The 17,062-nt window shown below is 45.6% G+C and carries 15 protein-coding genes; 3 read left to right on the forward strand and 12 right to left on the reverse strand.

The annotated features are described in order from the left end of the window. Nucleotides 1-20: 20 nt before the first annotated feature. Both MHI37_RS22420 and MHI37_RS22425 read right to left on the reverse strand, forming a co-directional pair. On the reverse strand, nucleotides 21-284 hold the full coding sequence (locus MHI37_RS22420) for a hypothetical protein (RefSeq protein ID WP_076337952.1): 264 nt from the start codon (nucleotides 282-284) through the stop codon (nucleotides 21-23). Continuing rightward, nucleotides 284-1,477: an NAD(P)/FAD-dependent oxidoreductase gene (locus MHI37_RS22425; RefSeq protein ID WP_076337953.1), complete on the reverse strand. Its 1,194-nt coding sequence runs from the start codon at nucleotides 1,475-1,477 to the stop codon at nucleotides 284-286. The genes MHI37_RS22420 and MHI37_RS22425 overlap by 1 nt, the downstream gene beginning before the upstream one ends. A 330-nt stretch (nucleotides 1,478-1,807) precedes the next feature. Here MHI37_RS22425 and MHI37_RS22430 point away from each other — a divergent pair, with 330 nt between their 5' ends. Further along, a complete protein-coding gene (locus MHI37_RS22430) occupies nucleotides 1,808-2,809 on the forward strand; it encodes an NAD(P)/FAD-dependent oxidoreductase (protein ID WP_083676371.1) in 1,002 nt (333 codons plus the stop codon). Nucleotides 2,810-3,069: 260 nt separating this feature from the next. Here MHI37_RS22430 and sda read toward each other — a convergent pair whose 3' ends face one another. From sda to MHI37_RS22445, 3 genes are all read right to left on the reverse strand, one after another. Further along, on the reverse strand, nucleotides 3,070-3,213 hold the full coding sequence (gene sda / locus MHI37_RS22435) for a sporulation histidine kinase inhibitor Sda (protein WP_076337954.1): 144 nt from the start codon (nucleotides 3,211-3,213) through the stop codon (nucleotides 3,070-3,072). Between the two features lie 458 nt (nucleotides 3,214-3,671). Then, nucleotides 3,672-4,343, reverse strand: coding sequence for a YheC/YheD family protein (locus MHI37_RS22440; protein WP_076337955.1), 672 nt, complete (start codon nucleotides 4,341-4,343; stop codon nucleotides 3,672-3,674). Nucleotides 4,344-4,458: 115 nt separating this feature from the next. Beyond that, on the reverse strand, nucleotides 4,459-6,633 hold the full coding sequence (locus tag MHI37_RS22445) for a DNA topoisomerase III (protein WP_076337956.1): 2,175 nt from the start codon (nucleotides 6,631-6,633) through the stop codon (nucleotides 4,459-4,461). Nucleotides 6,634-6,877: 244 nt separating this feature from the next. On the opposite strand from MHI37_RS22445, the gene MHI37_RS22450 reads away from it, so the two are divergent. Further along, a complete protein-coding gene (locus MHI37_RS22450) occupies nucleotides 6,878-8,026 on the forward strand; it encodes a metallophosphoesterase (RefSeq protein WP_076337957.1) in 1,149 nt (382 codons plus the stop codon). A gap of 254 nt (nucleotides 8,027-8,280) precedes the next feature. On the opposite strand, the gene MHI37_RS22455 is transcribed toward MHI37_RS22450, so the two are convergent. From MHI37_RS22455 to MHI37_RS22475, 5 genes are all read right to left on the reverse strand, one after another. Continuing rightward, nucleotides 8,281-8,943: a hypothetical protein gene (locus MHI37_RS22455; RefSeq protein ID WP_076337958.1), complete on the reverse strand. Its 663-nt coding sequence runs from the start codon at nucleotides 8,941-8,943 to the stop codon at nucleotides 8,281-8,283. Between the two features lie 42 nt (nucleotides 8,944-8,985). Next, entirely contained in the window at nucleotides 8,986-10,026 is a 1,041-nt protein-coding gene (locus tag MHI37_RS22460) for an iron ABC transporter permease (RefSeq protein ID WP_076337959.1), read from the reverse strand. After that, nucleotides 10,023-11,036 carry an iron ABC transporter permease gene (locus tag MHI37_RS22465; protein WP_076337960.1) on the reverse strand — a complete coding sequence of 338 codons (1,014 nt, stop codon included), beginning with the start codon at nucleotides 11,034-11,036 and terminating at the stop codon, nucleotides 10,023-10,025. Before MHI37_RS22465 ends, MHI37_RS22460 begins: the two co-directional genes overlap by 4 nt. A 103-nt stretch (nucleotides 11,037-11,139) precedes the next feature. After that, entirely contained in the window at nucleotides 11,140-12,426 is a 1,287-nt protein-coding gene (locus MHI37_RS22470) for a stalk domain-containing protein (protein WP_083676372.1), read from the reverse strand. Nucleotides 12,427-12,455: 29 nt separating this feature from the next. Beyond that, nucleotides 12,456-12,944: a hypothetical protein gene (locus MHI37_RS22475; protein ID WP_076337961.1), complete on the reverse strand. Its 489-nt coding sequence runs from the start codon at nucleotides 12,942-12,944 to the stop codon at nucleotides 12,456-12,458. A 259-nt stretch (nucleotides 12,945-13,203) separates the two neighbouring features. On the opposite strand from MHI37_RS22475, the gene MHI37_RS22480 reads away from it, so the two are divergent. Beyond that, nucleotides 13,204-14,814: a helix-turn-helix domain-containing protein gene (locus tag MHI37_RS22480; RefSeq protein ID WP_076337962.1), complete on the forward strand. Its 1,611-nt coding sequence runs from the start codon at nucleotides 13,204-13,206 to the stop codon at nucleotides 14,812-14,814. A 772-nt stretch (nucleotides 14,815-15,586) separates the two neighbouring features. Here the strand turns inward: MHI37_RS22480 and MHI37_RS22485 are convergent. Both MHI37_RS22485 and MHI37_RS22490 read right to left on the reverse strand, forming a co-directional pair. Next, nucleotides 15,587-15,919, reverse strand: coding sequence for a protein tyrosine phosphatase (locus tag MHI37_RS22485; protein ID WP_076338018.1), 333 nt, complete (start codon nucleotides 15,917-15,919; stop codon nucleotides 15,587-15,589). A 20-nt stretch (nucleotides 15,920-15,939) separates the two neighbouring features. Then, nucleotides 15,940-17,049 (reverse strand): hypothetical protein, encoded by a 1,110-nt coding sequence (locus MHI37_RS22490; protein WP_076337963.1) that lies wholly within the window; start codon nucleotides 17,047-17,049, stop codon nucleotides 15,940-15,942. Between the last annotated feature and the right edge of the window lie 13 nt (nucleotides 17,050-17,062).

Below are 17,062 nucleotides of genomic sequence, written 5' to 3' on the forward strand. Positions count from 1 at the left end.
TGACGAAAGCCTTATACAATTTAAATGTCTTCTTCCTCATCTTCGTCCAAGCCAAGACGCTTGGCTTCCAAATATTGCTGAGTAGCCCGGTCGCGTTCACGGCCTTTGTCCTTTAACCGTTCGATTGCCGGCTGAATGAGCAGGTCAACTTCCTTCTGCACCGTATAAGCCAAGTCGTAACGTGTTTGTGATTCAAGGAAGGAACCGACCTCCATCAAAGCGTTATAGCGATCCAGCTCATCTCTTGTCAGCAAGCCTCGAACTTGTACGCTGCAGTGTCTCATTATAGAAATTTTCCTTTTCGTAGAACGAGTGGAATGCCTCCGATAATGAACAGGTAGCGCAAATCGATTGCTTTTTTCAGCCAAGCAGCCGTGCGGCCTTTATATTTTTTGCCAAAAGCAACACCGATCGCTTCGCCTTTGCCAAGCGAGGCAACGGTTCCCTTATTGCTGAACGTAAAGTTTTTCAGCGGCTGATTGCGAATGGAAGCAACCAGATTGTGCGCGCAAACTACACCTTGCTGCATGGCAATTTGAGCAGTCGGCGGATACGGACGGCCTTCCTCATTGAACATCAGCGAATTGTCACCGACAATATAAATATTTTCATTGCTTGGCGAACGCAAATATTCATCAACCTTGACGCGGCCGCGCATCGTTTCGAAGCCAGCCTCTTCAATCAAGCGATTACCGCGGATACCGCCAGTCCAAATAACAGTTGCAGATTTGATTTCTTCGCCTTCGCCGACAATAACGCCCTCAGGTGAGCATTCTTTGATCGCCGTGCCAATACGGAACGTAACACCCTTCTTCGTCAATACGTCCATGCCGTACTCAACAAGCTCAGGATCAAAGCCAGGAAGCGCCGTAGGAGCTGCCTCGATATTGTAGAGCTTCACTAGCGCCGGATCTACGTCGAATTGCTTGCAGAGCTCTGGAATACGATCGGAGAGCTCACCAACGAACTCGATTCCCGTAAAGCCAGCACCGCCTACAACAAATGTCAAATAGTCCGTACGGTGCGGCTCGCGTTTATAGCGTGCGAATTGGTACTCGATATGCTCACGTATCAAACGAACCGAGTTAATGCTGCGAATGTTCATCGCATGCTCGCCCAAACCTGGAATACCAAAGGTTTCAGGCTCGCCACCTAGACCAATGACCAAATAATCGTACGATAGTGTGCCGTCCTCAAGAATAACTTTTTTATCCTGTGGACGAATTTGTACCACGGTCGATTTAACAAAATCTATTTTAAATTCATCAATCAATTTGGAAATGCTTACTCGGGCATTTTCCGGATTGTCCGTACCTGCTGCAGGCATATGAAGATGTGTTGTAATATAATGATAATCATGCTTATTAACTAGTGTAACGTCAGCTTCATTGTAATTTAATTCTTTTTGCAGACGTAAGGCAGTCAAAATTCCTCCGTACCCTGCGCCAAGAATGACGATTTTAGGTATGTTGCTCATCGTATGATCCCATCCATTCCTCTTATCTTTGTATTTAAATATTGTGAAAAATTACACAAGACAATCCAAGTATTTATTATTATTAGAATAGTCTCTACTATTTAAAACCATTTTATCAATAATTTCGTCGCTTATAAGCGACATTTTTCGACACTGGACACATGCCGTTCTGTAAACAACATACATCAGAAATTCTACATAGTTTTCATAGAAAGTTCAAGAGCAAAATGTACGAAATTGTTTAGAGTTCTATACAAATTATTTATTTCCTTCTTCTCGCACGAAAGTCTATAATTATAATTGTAAACTTAAAAAGTGGAGGTGGCTGCATTGTCTAACCCTGAAACAACAATTAACCCTGTCGATATTCTTATCATCGGAGGTGGGCCTGCAGGATTGTTCGCGGCTTTCTATGGCGGAATGAGGCAAGCATCAGTCAAACTTATCGAGAGTATGCCTCAGCTGGGCGGTCAGCTAGCGGCACTATACCCTGAAAAATATATTTATGATGTGGCTGGCTTTCCAAAAGTGACTGCGCAAGAGCTTGTCGAACGTCTGAAGGAACAGCTATCCCATTTTAAACAGGAAATTTGTCTCGAGGAGAAAGTCGTCAGCGTCATCAAGCAAGACGAACGTCTATTTAAAATTATAACTGATAAAGCTATACATTATGCTAAAGCTATAATCATTACAGCGGGCGTAGGAGCGTTTGAGCCTCGTCGGTTAGAATTACCGGAAGCAGCTAAATTCGAGAAAAGCAACCTGCATTATTTTGTAGGTGATTTACAGCGCTTTAAAGGACAGAGGGTACTGATTAGCGGTGGCGGCGATTCAGCTGTTGATTGGTCGCTAATGCTGGAGCCTATAGCCGAGAGCGTGACGCTTATTCATCGCCGTGATAAGTTCCGTGCGCATGAGCATAGCGTGGAGAATTTAATGAGCAGCAAAGTAAACGTACATACGCCTGTAGAAATTACAGCTCTTCATGGCGAAGAGAGTATTACAAAGGTTACATTATCCGATGTCAAAACAAAAGCGGTAACCGAGCTTGAGGTAGATGCCGTCATCGTGAACTTCGGCTTCATCTCTTCTCTAGGACCTATTGCAGAATGGGGAATAAACATTCAAGGAAATTCTATCCTTGTAGATACTCGGATGGAGACGAATATTTCCGGACTATTCGCTGCTGGAGATATTACGACATATCCAGGCAAGCTTAAGCTTATTGCAGTTGGCTTCGGCGAAGCGCCTACAGCTGTCAATAATGCGAAGGTCTATGTTGATCCAAGCGCTAAGCTCTCTCCCGGTCACAGCAGCAACATGAAGCTTTAATGCGCTGTCAGCACTATACACATCAATAAAATAAATATAAGGGTATTCCATCCATGGCTCATTTGTTCATGCACCTATTGCATTCATATGCTAGGTGTGCCAAGGAGGATACCCTTAAGTTTTGTAATTCTTGCCATGAACTTTAGTCTCTGCACGTAATCTGCTCCTCTTGCGCTAGCGCAGCTGTAATTGTGGCATAAAAGTAACGATTACAGAATAGCATGGAACGATGGGATCATGAATCTCAGTTTCGTTTTGCTTTATGCAGTGATCTTTACCGTTTCCGGATTGATGTGTCTACGTTTTAATTCAATAGCTAACATTCGAATAAATTCAGGCTCTAATTCAAAATGCATAGCTGCATAATAAGTATCTACTAACATTTCGTCAGACAGCAGCTCCATTACTACACACCCTTTCTTCCATCCTTTGGTTATTTCTTTATCATAGTAGCATGGCACTAATAGAAGGACAACAACGCCAGTTATACACAAGATGTTGTGGATACGATGTGTATAGCATGTGTATATACATCAAACGCAAAGCAAACTCAGCGTGTATAATGTGGATATAGTTATCCACACCCCAGTTTTTACCTCAGCTCTATAAAAAACTTTAATCACAATCTACAAATCTATTAATGGAATATATTAACTCTCTTATGCATACACGCTATCCAGCGAAAGACCAAGCCACTCCTTTTTCATCACTCCATTCACGCCAAGACATCAACCAAGCTTATCTTTTTATGCTTATACCCACCCTGTTGGATGGACAATCAGCAAGAAAATAAAAAAATAGCAGCACAGAAATAACTTCTGCGCCACTATTTTTTATCTCGTCCTTATTTGCAGATTTGCAGCTATTGCGGCCTCGTATTAACCTCGAATATCCAAATTTTCCCTTGCTTATCAATGCCATAATCGAATCCGAGCTGACCAATACCAGGATATCTGGCTTCCAGCACTCCTGTTGACAAGACAGTAAGCTGTCTCATCTGATCTTTTTTCTCTGACACAGCACTAGATGACAATGAGCTGCTGATGCCCTGCGCCGCTGTAACTAATGTACCGCCACGGCATAAATTCGTTACAAACAGTCCTTTTCTTGCAATTCGTCCAACGATCGCGCGATAAACCCAGCCCTTCTCCGTCTTCACATATTTCACACGGTAGTCAATAGGTCTGCCATTCACTGTTGCCAAATAAATACCCTTTTGAATAATATAAGCTCGACCTTTGCGTTGTTTATTTAGCGCGCCTATTAATGCTGCAAAACTAGCAAATCGTTTCGTCTGCGAATAATAAGTATAAGCATACCCATATTCATTTTGCGTCACCTTAATAACACCATGCCCGCCGGCACCTACCACTGGCTTTACTACTACCATTTGATGCGCATCCAGCATGCTTTTGAGATGATTCGGTGTAAATTTTTTAGTGGGGGGAATATGCGGCGCTATGCTGGGATGGGTAAGTAATACTGCAGTTTTGGCCCACTTGCTCGCCAGCTGCCTTCCTTGATGTTCACCCAATGCAATCTCTCCCTTTCCTATCGATTCATCTATAGTATATGACAGAGTACTATCTATCTCTTGGATGAATGATGGAGGTTAGGAGCCCTTATTCCCATACTGCTTTCTCACTAAATTATTTTTCCGATTGCTTCTCTAATGCTGCTTTAAGCTTATCAGCTAAACTATTGGACAACGATGTATTATCGCTAAACTGCTCGATCAGCTTCTGATTTTGCTTGCGATTGACTTTGCCGCCCTGCTTGTCGCCGAGCATTTCAATGACATTACAAGGCTTGCACTGAGCGAATTTCCCTGCTTTGCCGTCCTTAATCTCCATTTTTTTGCGGCACTGCGGACAACGCATATTGGAGAGCGTTGGTTCTGCTGAACGTCGGTAGCCGCATTCACGGTCGGAGCAGACGAGCGATTTACCGCGCTTTCCATTAATTTCAAGCAATGGCTTCTCACATTCAGGACAACGCGAGTGAGTCAGATTATGCGGCTTATATTCCTTGGATACCGCAATAACCTCGGACACCCATTTGGCTGCCTGCTGACGAACATTTTTCATAAAGGCTGCCGGGTCACCCTTGCCCTTTGCAATTCGCTCCAGCTCCTGCTCCCATTTTGCAGTCAAATCCGGACTTCTGAGCTCAGTAACGACAATTTCAATCAATTGCTTGCCTTTGCCTGTAGGCATCAGCTTATTTTGTGTTCGCGTAATCGTATCTGTTCCGAGCAGCTTCTCAATAATATCCGCCCTTGTCGCAGGTGTGCCTAGGCTATGCTTCTCCATACGGGTCAACAGCGTCGCTTCCGTATATCTGGCAGGCGGCAGCGTACGAAGCTCCCGCACCTTCTCCTGTTTGACAGGCAATGCTTGCCCTAGGACAAGTGGCGGTAGCAATTGCGATGGCTGACGATCAGCATTGCCTTGTCCTGAGACGCTATCATCGCTATCATCATCGTTCTCATCATCTTGACTCGAAGCATTAGACGCTAACTGATAAATTTCCTTCCAGCCTTTATCCTTCTCGATTTTGCCCTTCGCATATAATCGATCCTTCCCAGCTGCCAGCACAACGCTTGTCTCATCGTAGCGGTACGGTCCATAAAATAAAGCAATAAACCGTCTCACGATCAGATCATACAATCTGCGCTCATCGTTTGTTAGTGCCGACAAATTAACAAATTGCTCTGTAGGAATAATTGCATGATGATCGGTTACCTTGCTGTCATCGACAATCCGCTTCGTGATTGGAAGCTGCATTCTTACCAGCTTTCTTGCAAGCTGCGCATAAGGTCCGACGGCAATACTCTCCAAGCGCCCTCTTAAGGTTGGAACCATATCACTCGTTAAATATCTCGAATCCGTACGCGGATACGTAACAAGCTTATGCTGCTCATACAGCTTCTGCAGCACATTAGAGGTTTGCTTGGCAGAAAAGCCAAGACGTTTATTCGCATCCCGTTGAAGCTCTGTGAGGTCATAAGCCTGCGGATGCGGCTCTGACTTCTCTATCGTGCGAAGCTTGTCCACCTTCGCATTCGCCCGCTTCAATCGTTCGGCAATCGCATCAGCATCGGCGCGGCTCCATACTCTGCCATCATGCGCATCCTGCTCCCGCCAATGCGCTGTGAAATTGCCAAAATCAGCGGATACAATCCAATAGGGCTGTGATTGAAATAACTGAATTTCCTGCTCCCGCTCCATCAGCATCGCTAGCGTTGGCGTTTGTACACGTCCTGCAGCAAGCTGAGCGTTGTATTTGGTCGTTAATGCTCTAGTTACGTTTAGACCGATCAGCCAATCTGCCTCTGCGCGGCAAACAGCAGAGGCATACAAATTATTATAGTCCTTGCCTGGCTTTAAGCTGCTAAAGCCATCTTTAATCGCCTTGTCTGTTTGAGACGAAATCCAAAGCCGCTTGAAGGGCTTCCGCCAATGCACAAGCTCCATAATCCAGCGTGCGACAAGCTCGCCTTCACGCCCAGCGTCCGTAGCAATAATAAGCTCGCTAATATCCTGCCGTTTGCATAGCTGTGCTACAGCGCGAAACTGCTGCGACGTTTCCTTCATTACCTTCAAGTGCATTTTCGGTGGAAGCAGAGGCAAATCCTCCAAATTCCAGGTTTTATATTTCGGATCATATTCCTCTGGCTCAGCTAACGTCACCAAATGACCCAGCGCCCAGGTTACAACATATTTTGGGCCTTCCATATAGCCCTTATGCTTCTGTCCACAGCCAAGGACGCGGGCAATTTCCCTAGCCACGCTTGGTTTTTCTGCTAGTACAAGCGATTTCATCCGATTATTCGCTCCATTCTTTTTTTGATGCAGCCTTTTCTTCTATAGTTTAAGAAAGCGCATCATTCACTATGTCGAAACGATACCATAGGCTAGAAGCCTTCGCAACGCCTTACACGTCTGCATGCCTCTCCACCTGTAATCTATTCCGTCTACTCTTGCATTTTTTGCTGCGGCAATCCCTGTATGATATAGTAGTTTCAGCTTAAATGAAAACAGATTAAGAGCTGGGGAGCGTTGAAGAATGAAGCTGAGGTTTATTGCTATAATTTTTGTTGTATTACTCGTATACAGCGGTATCTCCATCTATATCGGCTGGAATGGTTGGATGTTCTTTTCTACACTTTTTCACTGGGAAGCTGCCGGCTGGTATACGTCTGCCCTTGCTCTCCTCGCGTGTGCGTATATTATAGGCCGCAGTGCCTACAACACTCCGATTCGACCTGTTGCTGAAGCAATGAAGCTGATTGGCTCCTACTGGTTTGCCGTACTTGAATACGCTGTACTCATTTTACCGGTTGCAAATATCGTCTCTCTTATTCTTAAAGCCGCTGGTACCGGTGAAGACGTTTATATTGTGGCCATAGGGAGCATTGTCTGCTTCATTATGATTATTCTCCTCATACTTGGATCATGGAATGCATGGAGTCCGGTTATTCGAACCTATCACGTACAAGTACCGAAGACTGCGGGTAAAATGAAAAAGCTGCGCATTGCGATGGCATCCGATCTCCATCTAGGCAACATCGTCGGTAATCGGCATTTGCAGCGGCTGGTCAATAAAGTCGAGCAGATTAAGCCAGATCTCATCTTGCTTCCTGGCGATATTTTGGACGATGATATTGAACCGTTCCTGCGCAAAAACATGTCCCGTGTGCTAGGGAAGCTCAAAGCTCCGCTCGGTGTCTATGCGGTAACCGGCAATCATGAATATATTGGCAGGAAGGTGCCGGAGTTTATCTCCGCCATGGATGCCATAGGCATTCGCGTCCTCATGGACGAAGCGGCACTCATTGCGAACAGCTTTTATCTCATCGGTCGCAAGGATAAAGCCTCCGCAGGCTTCGGAGCAGACAAAAGGCTCCCAATTTCGGAGCTTATCGCTCCGTTAGATCAATCGCGGCCGCTCATAATGCTTGATCATCAGCCCTCCGATATTGGTAATGCAGCCGAGAACGGCATCGACCTTTCCGTATCCGGTCATACTCATCGCGGCCAAATGATGCCCAATCATTTGATTACTAGAAAATTGTTTGAGCTTGACTTTGGCTACTTAAAAAAAGGGGGACTGCACGCTATTGTGTCGTCCGGCTTCGGCACTTGGGGACCGCCCATTCGGATCGGCAGCCGTTCCGAGGTTATTCATATTGAAATAGAGTTCGTTAGCGCCTAGTCGTAACTTGCGGGCGTCTGCTTAATAAGCTGTGCTGTGCTTTCACAGAAGCTTCGATAACAATAATAAATAGCGGCAGCCTATGCACCTATCACATCGCGTTAGCATCGTATCGATGCTATACACTGTGAGAAAGTCATGGACTGCCGCTTTTTACCGTCTAGATAAGTTGAACTAAACATTTACGTTTTGGTCGCTGCGCGAGTAGATCATCCTTACGCTCGCTGTTGCAGTCAGATTCTTTGAGTTCTTTCTTAATCCACATCAGCAATACGCCATTCGTCTCCTTGCTGCTTCCCCTTATGGAATACATACATCCCCGCGCTTCCTTCACCATTATTCCTAGATTCCTTCACCCATACAACGGCCTCAAACAACGATTTTTGCTCTTTAATGGAGATATCCCCATCCACCTTAATGCTCGTCGTTGTCATGCCATTAAAGCTGCCTGAGGCTTCATACTCCTTGCGCTTAAATTCAGTGTACAAAGAAACAAATTGCTCCCAGTCGCCCTCATGAACAGCCTTAATACGTAAATTAATGAGAGCAATAAGCGGCTGCTCCTCACTGGAGAACGAGGCACTGTCCAAATAGGCAGGTGTATAAGCCTCAGCACTTGGCAAGCTTGATGACGGCACTGGAATAGGTGTCGGTGATTCTATGAAAGGAGACGGCAGCTCTTCAGGAGGATGGGCAATATCAACTTTCCCCTCCAGCTTCTTCCCAAATCGAAAGGCGTATTCGAACGCGCTTACAGACGATCGATCCTTCCATACGACCTGTGATGTCGGCTCGACCTGTTCAAAATCAATCATGCGCTGCACGGTAACTTGCCCCTCACTAACCCGAAATAGAAACAGCAGCACCGCAGCAGCCAGAACTAAAAAACCAATAACCATCATATAGCTGCGCTTCAACTTAGCTTTCCCCCTTCCCCTCCTTAAAACTTTACAGCCTTGCTACCTGTTGTTTCTAGTTCGATAAAGCAAATAAATAAAAAATGGCCCCCCAATTCCCGCTGTAAATACGCCAACCGGAATATCAAGCGGAGGAAAAGCAGTTCTAGCAATTAAATCCGCCAAAGCGACAATAACTCCTCCAAACAGAGCCGAGATCGGCAGGAGTCGGCTAATGACCGGCCCTACTAATCGGCGCGCCGCATGCGGGGCGATTAAACCGACAAAACCGATAACACCGCCAATCGACACCGCGGAACCGGCAAGGCCAACGCTTAGGAGAATAAGAATGAAGCGATGCCGCTGCAAGCTGCTTCCGAGCCCGATGGCAATATCGTCGCCAAGAAGCTGTATATTCATTTGCCGCGTATAAAGCATCACGATAACCATTAAGACGAATGTCCATGGAAAAAAACTCCAAACATAGTTCCAAGATGAGCCATAAATCGTTCCCGTCAACCAAATATAAGAGGAGCTAGCAGAATAGACTGGACTAAAAACGAGCATAAACGTTGTTATAGCCGACAATAAGGAGGCGATTCCAATTCCCACTAACACAAGTCGAAACGGGTTTACCCCCTTCTTCCAAGCGATAGCATAGACAAGCAGTGCTGCTCCGAATGCTCCAATAATAGCAGCTACAGGTAGAAAATGAATGCTCACTGTACTAGGCATATACGTGATGAAAGCAACCGCTCCAACCGATGCGCCGCCTGTAATGCCTATAACGTCAGGTGCAGCAAGCGGATTTCGAATGACCCCTTGCAATATCGCACCGGAAACAGCCAGCGATGCGCCAACTAAAAAAGCCACAATCACTCGCGGCGCCCTTAGCGATTGTACAATTAGAATATGATCAGGCTCACCCTTGCCAAGCAGCGCCAGCCATACCTGAGCTGGCTTAATTACCTGCTCCCCCATTGCAAGGCTTGCCAAAATAACGATGATGGCTGCCGCAAGCAGAAGAATTGAAGCGCGAACTGTTTTACGATGAAATGTGTACGAGCCCTTGCCTGCGCTCCTCGTCATGAATGAAGGCTTCATCTTCTCATCAGCTCCTTGCGAGCAATGTAAATAAAGAAAGGAGCACCGATTGCCGCTGTCATTATGCCAACAGGCACTTCCTCAGGAAAGATCACAAATCGAGCAGCCAAATCTGCCAGAAGCAGCAATATCGCGCCTAGAATTGCGCTATAAGGAATGAGCCAGCGGTAATCAAGCCCTGCGATATACTTAGCAACATGGGGAATGACGATGCCGATTAAGCTGATTGGACCGGCAACTGACACTGCTCCTCCCGCAAGCACAACTACGATGATGCCGGCAGCAAGCTTGATCAAAACCGTCCTCTGTCCGAGACCCTTAGCTGCGTCATCGCCCATTAGAGCAATATTAAGCTGCCTTGACAGCAGTATTGCAGCCACCCAGCCTGCACATAAATAAGGGATAACAGTAGATAATGTTTGCGCATCACGACCGGCAATCGAGCCAGCTAGCCAGAACATCACATCCTGAAGCCCATTTTCGTTATGTACGAGCATGCCTTGCGTTAGAGAAGCGAACGTTGCCGTCATCGCAGAGCCAGCCATTATAATTTTTAACGGCGACAACCCATCGCGCCCCAGCGATCCGAGCAAATATACAGATGCAGCCGCAATCGCAGCTCCGCCGAATGATATCCATACAAGCGTAACCGTTGCTGTGATTTTGAAAATTGTAATCGCCGCGACGATGCCTACGCTTGCGCCCGCGTTTATCCCCATTACAGATGGCGAAGCGAGCGGGTTCCGTGTGATCGCCTGCATAATAGCGCCTGCCATTGCCAAGCTTGCCCCGACAGCAGCTGCAATTAGCGCTCGCGGCAAGCGAGTTGTCATAACGACTACCTGCTCCATGGAGCTCTCGTCATAATCGGTAAAAGCATCTGTTAAATCCTCCCATTTGATCGTTGTAAATCCAAACCGTACGCTCGCTGCGAAACAGCAAAGCAAGAGGAGAACGCTTGCAGCCAGTCCACCTGCTCTCATTCCGACACTGTCCATCCTATTTTTCATCTTATTGAACGCTCCCAAAAATCAGCCTGTTTAGTCATATATCTGCACAAAAGAATGAGCCATAGGCTCATTCTTCGTTTGTTTGTGCTTATGAATTCTGTCCTTAGTCAAGGTCAAAGTAGAAATACAAATCATCGAGCATCAGCTTAGCTGCCATCGCTCCCCCTGATAGGTTCCAGGTTACAGCATTTACTTTATAATATTTTTTGTTCTTAACCGCATTCAAGTTTGCCCAAAGCGGGCTGTCGATCCATTCCTTCTGAAGCTTAAAGATTGCGCCATCACCGTCCCAATCGGTTGTAAAGTCAAAGATATAGTCACCGTCCAGCAAGCTTACCTGCTCCTTGGACGTAACATTTATTATTTCTTGTTTCGTTCCAAGCTGTGCTTTCGGCGTGGCAAACCCTAGCTCTTGGAAAATTTTATAAGCAAAGCCTGTGTTATAAGCGCGAGCGCTGCCGTTCGGGTTAATTCGGATAATTGAAACCTCTGCTCCTTTATCCTTTGCAGCAAGCTTACTCTTGAAATCTGCTACTTTTACTTTCCAATCCGCAATAAATTTTGTTGCGATTTCTTCTTTGTTCAGCACCTCCGATGTCACTTTCAGATTATCCTGCCAATCAGCTAAATCCGTAGTTACAATCGTTGGGGCAATTGCTTTAAGCTGATCATAAATTTTCTCATGGCGATCTTTCGTAGCAATAATGACATCAGGCTTTAAGCCAACGATGGCTTCAATATTTGGCTGAGTTTCGTCACCTAACGTCTTAGTCCCGATCAAGCTGGAACGGATATATTCATAAAATGGCTGCTGAACATAGGACTCAACCGCGCCTACTGGTTTAACACCGAGCAGTACAGAAATATCTACACCACCGTTAAACAAAATGACGACGCGCTTCGGAACGCTGCTTAACGTTGTACTGCCCAGCGCATGCTTGAATGTTTTTTTCGTTTCAAGCACGGCAGTCGACGTTTTACTATTCCAATTCACCCAAACACCAAGCGATTCACCTACAAAACGAAGTGGCACAAGTACACTGCCCTTCACATTTGCAGGCGCCGCATCCAAAGCTACGGATGCTCCGTTGATTTTTGCAGTTTTGCTGCCAAGCATTAATTCAACCGTTTGGCTGCCTTTTGTAATTGTCGCTTTTTTCGTTTTCTCATCATATTTAACTTTACCGCCCAATGTTTCAGCGATCGTTCTGTAAGGAACCATCGTCCGGCCATTTATCGTTTGAGGATTTACCGAGAAGGCTACCTTCTTGCCATCTACCGTTACCGAAATTGGAGCGGATGCAGCTGTTGCTGCTGTAGCTGGAATAATGGCAATGACAAGCGCTAGCGTTAATAACATGCTTAACAAACGTTTTTTTACCGAAGACATTTAAAAATCACCTATCCCTTTTTCTTTTTTTATTGGTTTTGCAGCTCCTGCTTCATATCTCGGAAGCTCTGGTATAGCTTATAGTCGAGCTGAACAATCAGCTCTTTATTCCATTTGCTTGCCTTTGTTTCCTTGATCAGCAGGCTCAAATCGTCATGCAGCAGCTGATGCTTCGTTGCATCGTTTGCTCTAACCTCTTCCTTCATCGCATTCCATAAGCCAGCCATTTGAGCCGCAAGCTCCTTTGCCTCATCCGCTTGGTCTGCCTCCACCGCTTGCTTAAGCTGCTTGATCAAGCTGCTCATGCCTGAAATGGCTTCTCCCAAATCAGCAATATCGACTGATGGAATATTAGCGAAAGGGTCGGTCTCAGTTGCAGCCTCTTTGCTTTGAGCCTCCCCGGAAATATCTGTATGCTTGTTTCCGCTATCCGAAGCTCCACACCCCGTTAATAAGACAGTTATGCTTAATGCAAAAGCTATACATATCGCACGAAGCTTCCGATCTCCTCCCGCCATGTCGAATCCACCTATGTAACGAATAATGCTGCAACCTCCGCCCTTGTGAATGATAATCATTTTCAACATCATTTTACATATGACCATTTCTAATTTGTATACACGCTATTGTCCGATTCATATGGACAAAAAAATCAAATTCGAGAAAATAGTTATAAAACAGGTTGTATTCTATACGCTATCCTTGGTAAACTGTAATTGATAATCGTTCTCAAACATTGACGATTTCTACCAAATGCATATAAAGGAATGTTTGCTGTTGCAAAATGAAACTCATTTCTTTTCCTATTTTCCCATCTCATTAAAGCTTCACGAATATAGTCCCGGCTTTCGTTCCAAGTCGGTAAACATCCAGCGCTCCTCCATTGCCTTCATTCAGAAGGGCAGCGGAATTCTCTTTATTGGTTCCAAACGCTATCCCCTTCATACTGGAGCCTTCTTTATTCTTGAGCCTGCGATGAAAATTAAACTGATGAACGATTCCAACAGCACTCTTCGGCTTCATCTGCTGCAATTCCGTACGGCCGAGCTCTCTTTCTCTGAGGACAACTGCAAAGCATCACTCTATCCATCTACACTCTTTGACGGAGCCATGCCTGTTCGGCATACTTCTCCAGCAATTACTGACGCGCTGCTTATGGATCTGCTGCAAGCCTTCAAGGAGCAGAGCGAGCTTAGCGATATGAAGAAGCAGCTTGTCTTCTACGAGCTGCTTCTTCATCTGCATGCACAGCAGAAAGCACCTACTCTGACGGTTAATGAATCCGTGCAGCAAACCATTGCCTACATGGAGGAAAAATATGCGAAAGCACTCCCCCTAAGCGAGCTCCCGCTGCTTGCGGGGATGACGCCCAGCTCGTATTGCCGAGCCTTTAAGAAAATAACCGGCTTAACACCAGGCAATTATTTGACGCAGCTGCGTATCATGCACGCCAAGGAGCTCATGACCGAGCAAGGAGCCGCATTGCGCGATATCGCAATTGCCGTCGGCTTTCAGGACGAGCTATATTTCAGCAGAGTATTCAAAAAAATAGAGGGGATATCCCCCTCCGTGTACCTCAAGCGCCGCGATCGGAAAATTGCCGTCGTGAGCAGTTTCTTTTTGCAGGATCATTTGCTTGCCCTTGGCATTTTGCCTATTGCCGCACCTTGCTTTCCAAAATATTACAACACGCCTTCTGGCTTTCCAAGCTATCTGCATGACCGATTAATTGGAACGGTTCCGCTAAATGCAGAACGAACCATTATGACAAGTGATGTGCTGAGATTAGCACCCGACATGATACTTAAAACTGAATTTTGTAAAAATCCGAACGACAGCCTTTGGAATGAAGCAAAATCAACCATCTTTATTGACCATTCTACGAGCTGGGAGCAATATCTGCGCAGTATTGCTGCGCGTGTACTCAAGGAAAAAGAAGCTGAGCGCATCATTCGCCGCATGACCTTGCTGGAGCAGGATGCACGAAAAAAGCTTGCCCCTGTCACGAAAAAAGGCAAATGGGTAATCATCCGGCTCCTTCCGGGCAACTGCCGGCTATATGGCGTCTCAGACCATACCTTTACCGAATTATTTTACCGCCGTCTGCAATTCCAGCCTGATGAGCGCGTAACTCACTCTATTTATATAAACGATGCACTGGAGCGAATAATTGAGCTTAACCCTGAAAATATTGTTATCCTTTGGAGCGAAGAGACTGAGGTAAATGCGCTTGCCAGCAATGAGGCTTGGCAAAATCTTCGTGCTGTACAGGAAAATCGGGTCTATTATCCAGATACGAGGGAATGGGATCCGTGGGGGCCTATTGGTAGAGAACATATGATTCGAGCGATGACGCGGTATTTTACGAAAAATGCAGTGGATAGTTAGATAAAAAACTTAATAGGCTCCATAGCCGGTGGCTTGAATGCAATTTGTGCAGCGTAGCTATATTGCTTATTGTGCTGTGATCTATTGTGAAAAGTACAGGCCTATTGATTATCCAAGTATTGGGTTTAAGAAAATTATACCCCTTTGGCAGGAACGCGTGTGCATAGGTCTATTTATTAGACCTATTCCAGCGGTTTAAGCTAATTTGGAGCGGTTAGATCTAAAAATTAGACCTATTTCACCGTAGAGAGGGCATTATGTGCCCATTTGGCCGAATCGGTTGTGCATAGATCTATTTATTAGACCTATTTCAGCGGTTTAAGCTAATTCGGAGCGGTTAGATCTAAAAATTAGACCTATTTCTTCGTAGAGAGGGCATTATGCACCCATTTGGCCGGATCTGTTGTGCATAGGTCTATTTATTAGACTTATTCCAGCAGTTTAAGCTAATTCGGAGAGGGTAGATCTAAAAATTAGACCTATTTCACCGTAGAGAGGGCATAATGTGCCCATTTGGCAGGAACGCGTGTGCATAGATCTATTTATTAGACCTATTCCAGCGGTTTAAGCTAATTCGGAGCGGTTAGATCTAAAAATTAGACCTATTTCACCGTAGAGAGGGCATTATGTGCCCATTTGCCAGGAGATAGCTGGTTCCGCTTTGGGGATCGACATTATTCCGTGCCCCATTGGCACCCGACGTTTCTTGTATGACCTCTTTTCAAATAACATTCCCTGTTACTGGATAATCATCAAGCCTGTGAAAAGCACACTATTCGTCTGGAAGGGAGACATGCATGGCCACACTCGACTGAAGCAGACCGATCAGCTCTTCATTCATATATTCGAATTCATCCGGAATATGAAGACAGATAAGCTGCTTGCCCGCAAGCTCATGACGGAACTTATCCTGCAGCCTGCGGACATGCTTCTTCTCCATAGCAAAAATCAGATCTGCCCAGCCGATCTGGCCTGCGGTCACCTTAATTCGGGCATTCTCTTCTGTGCCCGCTGACCTTACCTCATGACCGCCAACACCTTGAAAAATCGTTTCTGCTGTTAAGCTCCGCCATTTGTTTCGGCTGCAAATAAATAAAAGATGAATAGCATTCACTTCCTTAATCGTTAGTCAATAAGCTCTCTCAGATTATACAGCTCATGATAGAGTCCAAGCTCCTTTAACGCGCGCTCGCAGCTCTTAAGCAGCCTATTGTCATTCATCAACAGCTTCATATGCTGCGCATCGCGAATAATAGCGAGCTTAACTTCCGGGCTCGCATCAAGTAGCAGCTGCATTATGCTCTGTTCGTCCTCCCAGTCCAGAAAGAAGGGCTCCGCAGCAGAAGCTCTCGATTGCTCCAACAACAGCGGCATAACACCTATCGTATCAAGCGTCTGAATGCAAATCTCTTTATTCCTTGCTTCACGTACACTTTGCATATATTCGAATAAATCCGGAATTTCGTTCAATTCAAATACTGCTTTCAATCTTTGCAGCGCTGGCGACAGCTGCTGCTTTTCCTGCTGCAATTCCTGTTCCTTCGCGCTTTGAAAATAAACATCCAGCGTTGAACCGTTGTAATACAAAACACTCCGGTCCGTACATAAAATACGAAGAAAATCGGTTATATTTTTAGCAACAATCCATATTTCGGAATCAATATCCATAGGCGATACAGCCGCTATATAGGCTTGCTCCAAGTCCTTTACCGTTCCAAAATCGGTAACAAAGCAATAATGAATGCCATCCACACCTGGGCTTGCAAATGGGATGAAATCGGGCGGCGTACAATGGTAGCGGAAATCATATTTTTGCATAAGGAGTCCGAGCTCCATGTCCATATCTCTCCCAAGCTCTGCTTCCAGCTCATAGAGACGGTTAATTGTAGGCGGCACATCGTATTTTCCGTACTGCCGATGAATGCGAGGCTCCTTCTGGAGCGGCTCGCTATTTACGATGCTCCCGAAGGATACACGCGAGGGCAGCCCATCCCTATCCATGCCTTCATAAACTTCTATGATGTTCGGCACATAAAGACGGGTCAGTCTCATTCCCGAAACTATATGGTACAGCTGGCTTAGGTCGGAGTCGTTCCAGCACTGCAAAGCCTCAGCAGTTAAGCCGCCCTTATAATTAAAAATACGAAGCAGCCCCGCTTTTAATTGTTCACCGCTCTCGTCCTTAAAGTACTCGTATTCCTCCATTATGAACAATATTATCTCCTGTTTATCCATTATCCGCATCTGC

The organism is Paenibacillus sp. FSL H8-0548 (assembly GCF_038630985.1).
Classification (GTDB): domain Bacteria; phylum Bacillota; class Bacilli; order Paenibacillales; family Paenibacillaceae; genus Pristimantibacillus.

Bases quoted from the DNA above. Each gene is read 5' to 3' on its own strand.
- MHI37_RS22460 (WP_076337959.1), bottom strand. From the start codon at position 10,026: ATGAAGCCTTCATTCATGACGAGGAGCGCAGGCAAGGGCTCGTACACA.
- MHI37_RS22425 (WP_076337953.1), bottom strand. From the start codon at position 1,477: ATGAGCAACATACCTAAAATCGTCATTCTTGGCGCAGGGTACGGAGGA.
- MHI37_RS22475 (WP_076337961.1), bottom strand. From the start codon at position 12,944: ATGGCGGGAGGAGATCGGAAGCTTCGTGCGATATGTATAGCTTTTGCA.
- MHI37_RS22445 (WP_076337956.1), bottom strand. From the start codon at position 6,633: ATGAAATCGCTTGTACTAGCAGAAAAACCAAGCGTGGCTAGGGAAATT.
- MHI37_RS22490 (WP_076337963.1), bottom strand. From the start codon at position 17,049: ATGGATAAACAGGAGATAATATTGTTCATAATGGAGGAATACGAGTAC.
- MHI37_RS22420 (WP_076337952.1), bottom strand. From the start codon at position 284: ATGAGACACTGCAGCGTACAAGTTCGAGGCTTGCTGACAAGAGATGAG.
- sda (WP_076337954.1), bottom strand. From the start codon at position 3,213: ATGGAGCTGCTGTCTGACGAAATGTTAGTAGATACTTATTATGCAGCT.
- MHI37_RS22470 (WP_083676372.1), bottom strand. From the start codon at position 12,426: ATGTCTTCGGTAAAAAAACGTTTGTTAAGCATGTTATTAACGCTAGCG.
- MHI37_RS22450 (WP_076337957.1), top strand. From the start codon at position 6,878: ATGAAGCTGAGGTTTATTGCTATAATTTTTGTTGTATTACTCGTATAC.
- MHI37_RS22465 (WP_076337960.1), bottom strand. From the start codon at position 11,036: ATGAAAAATAGGATGGACAGTGTCGGAATGAGAGCAGGTGGACTGGCT.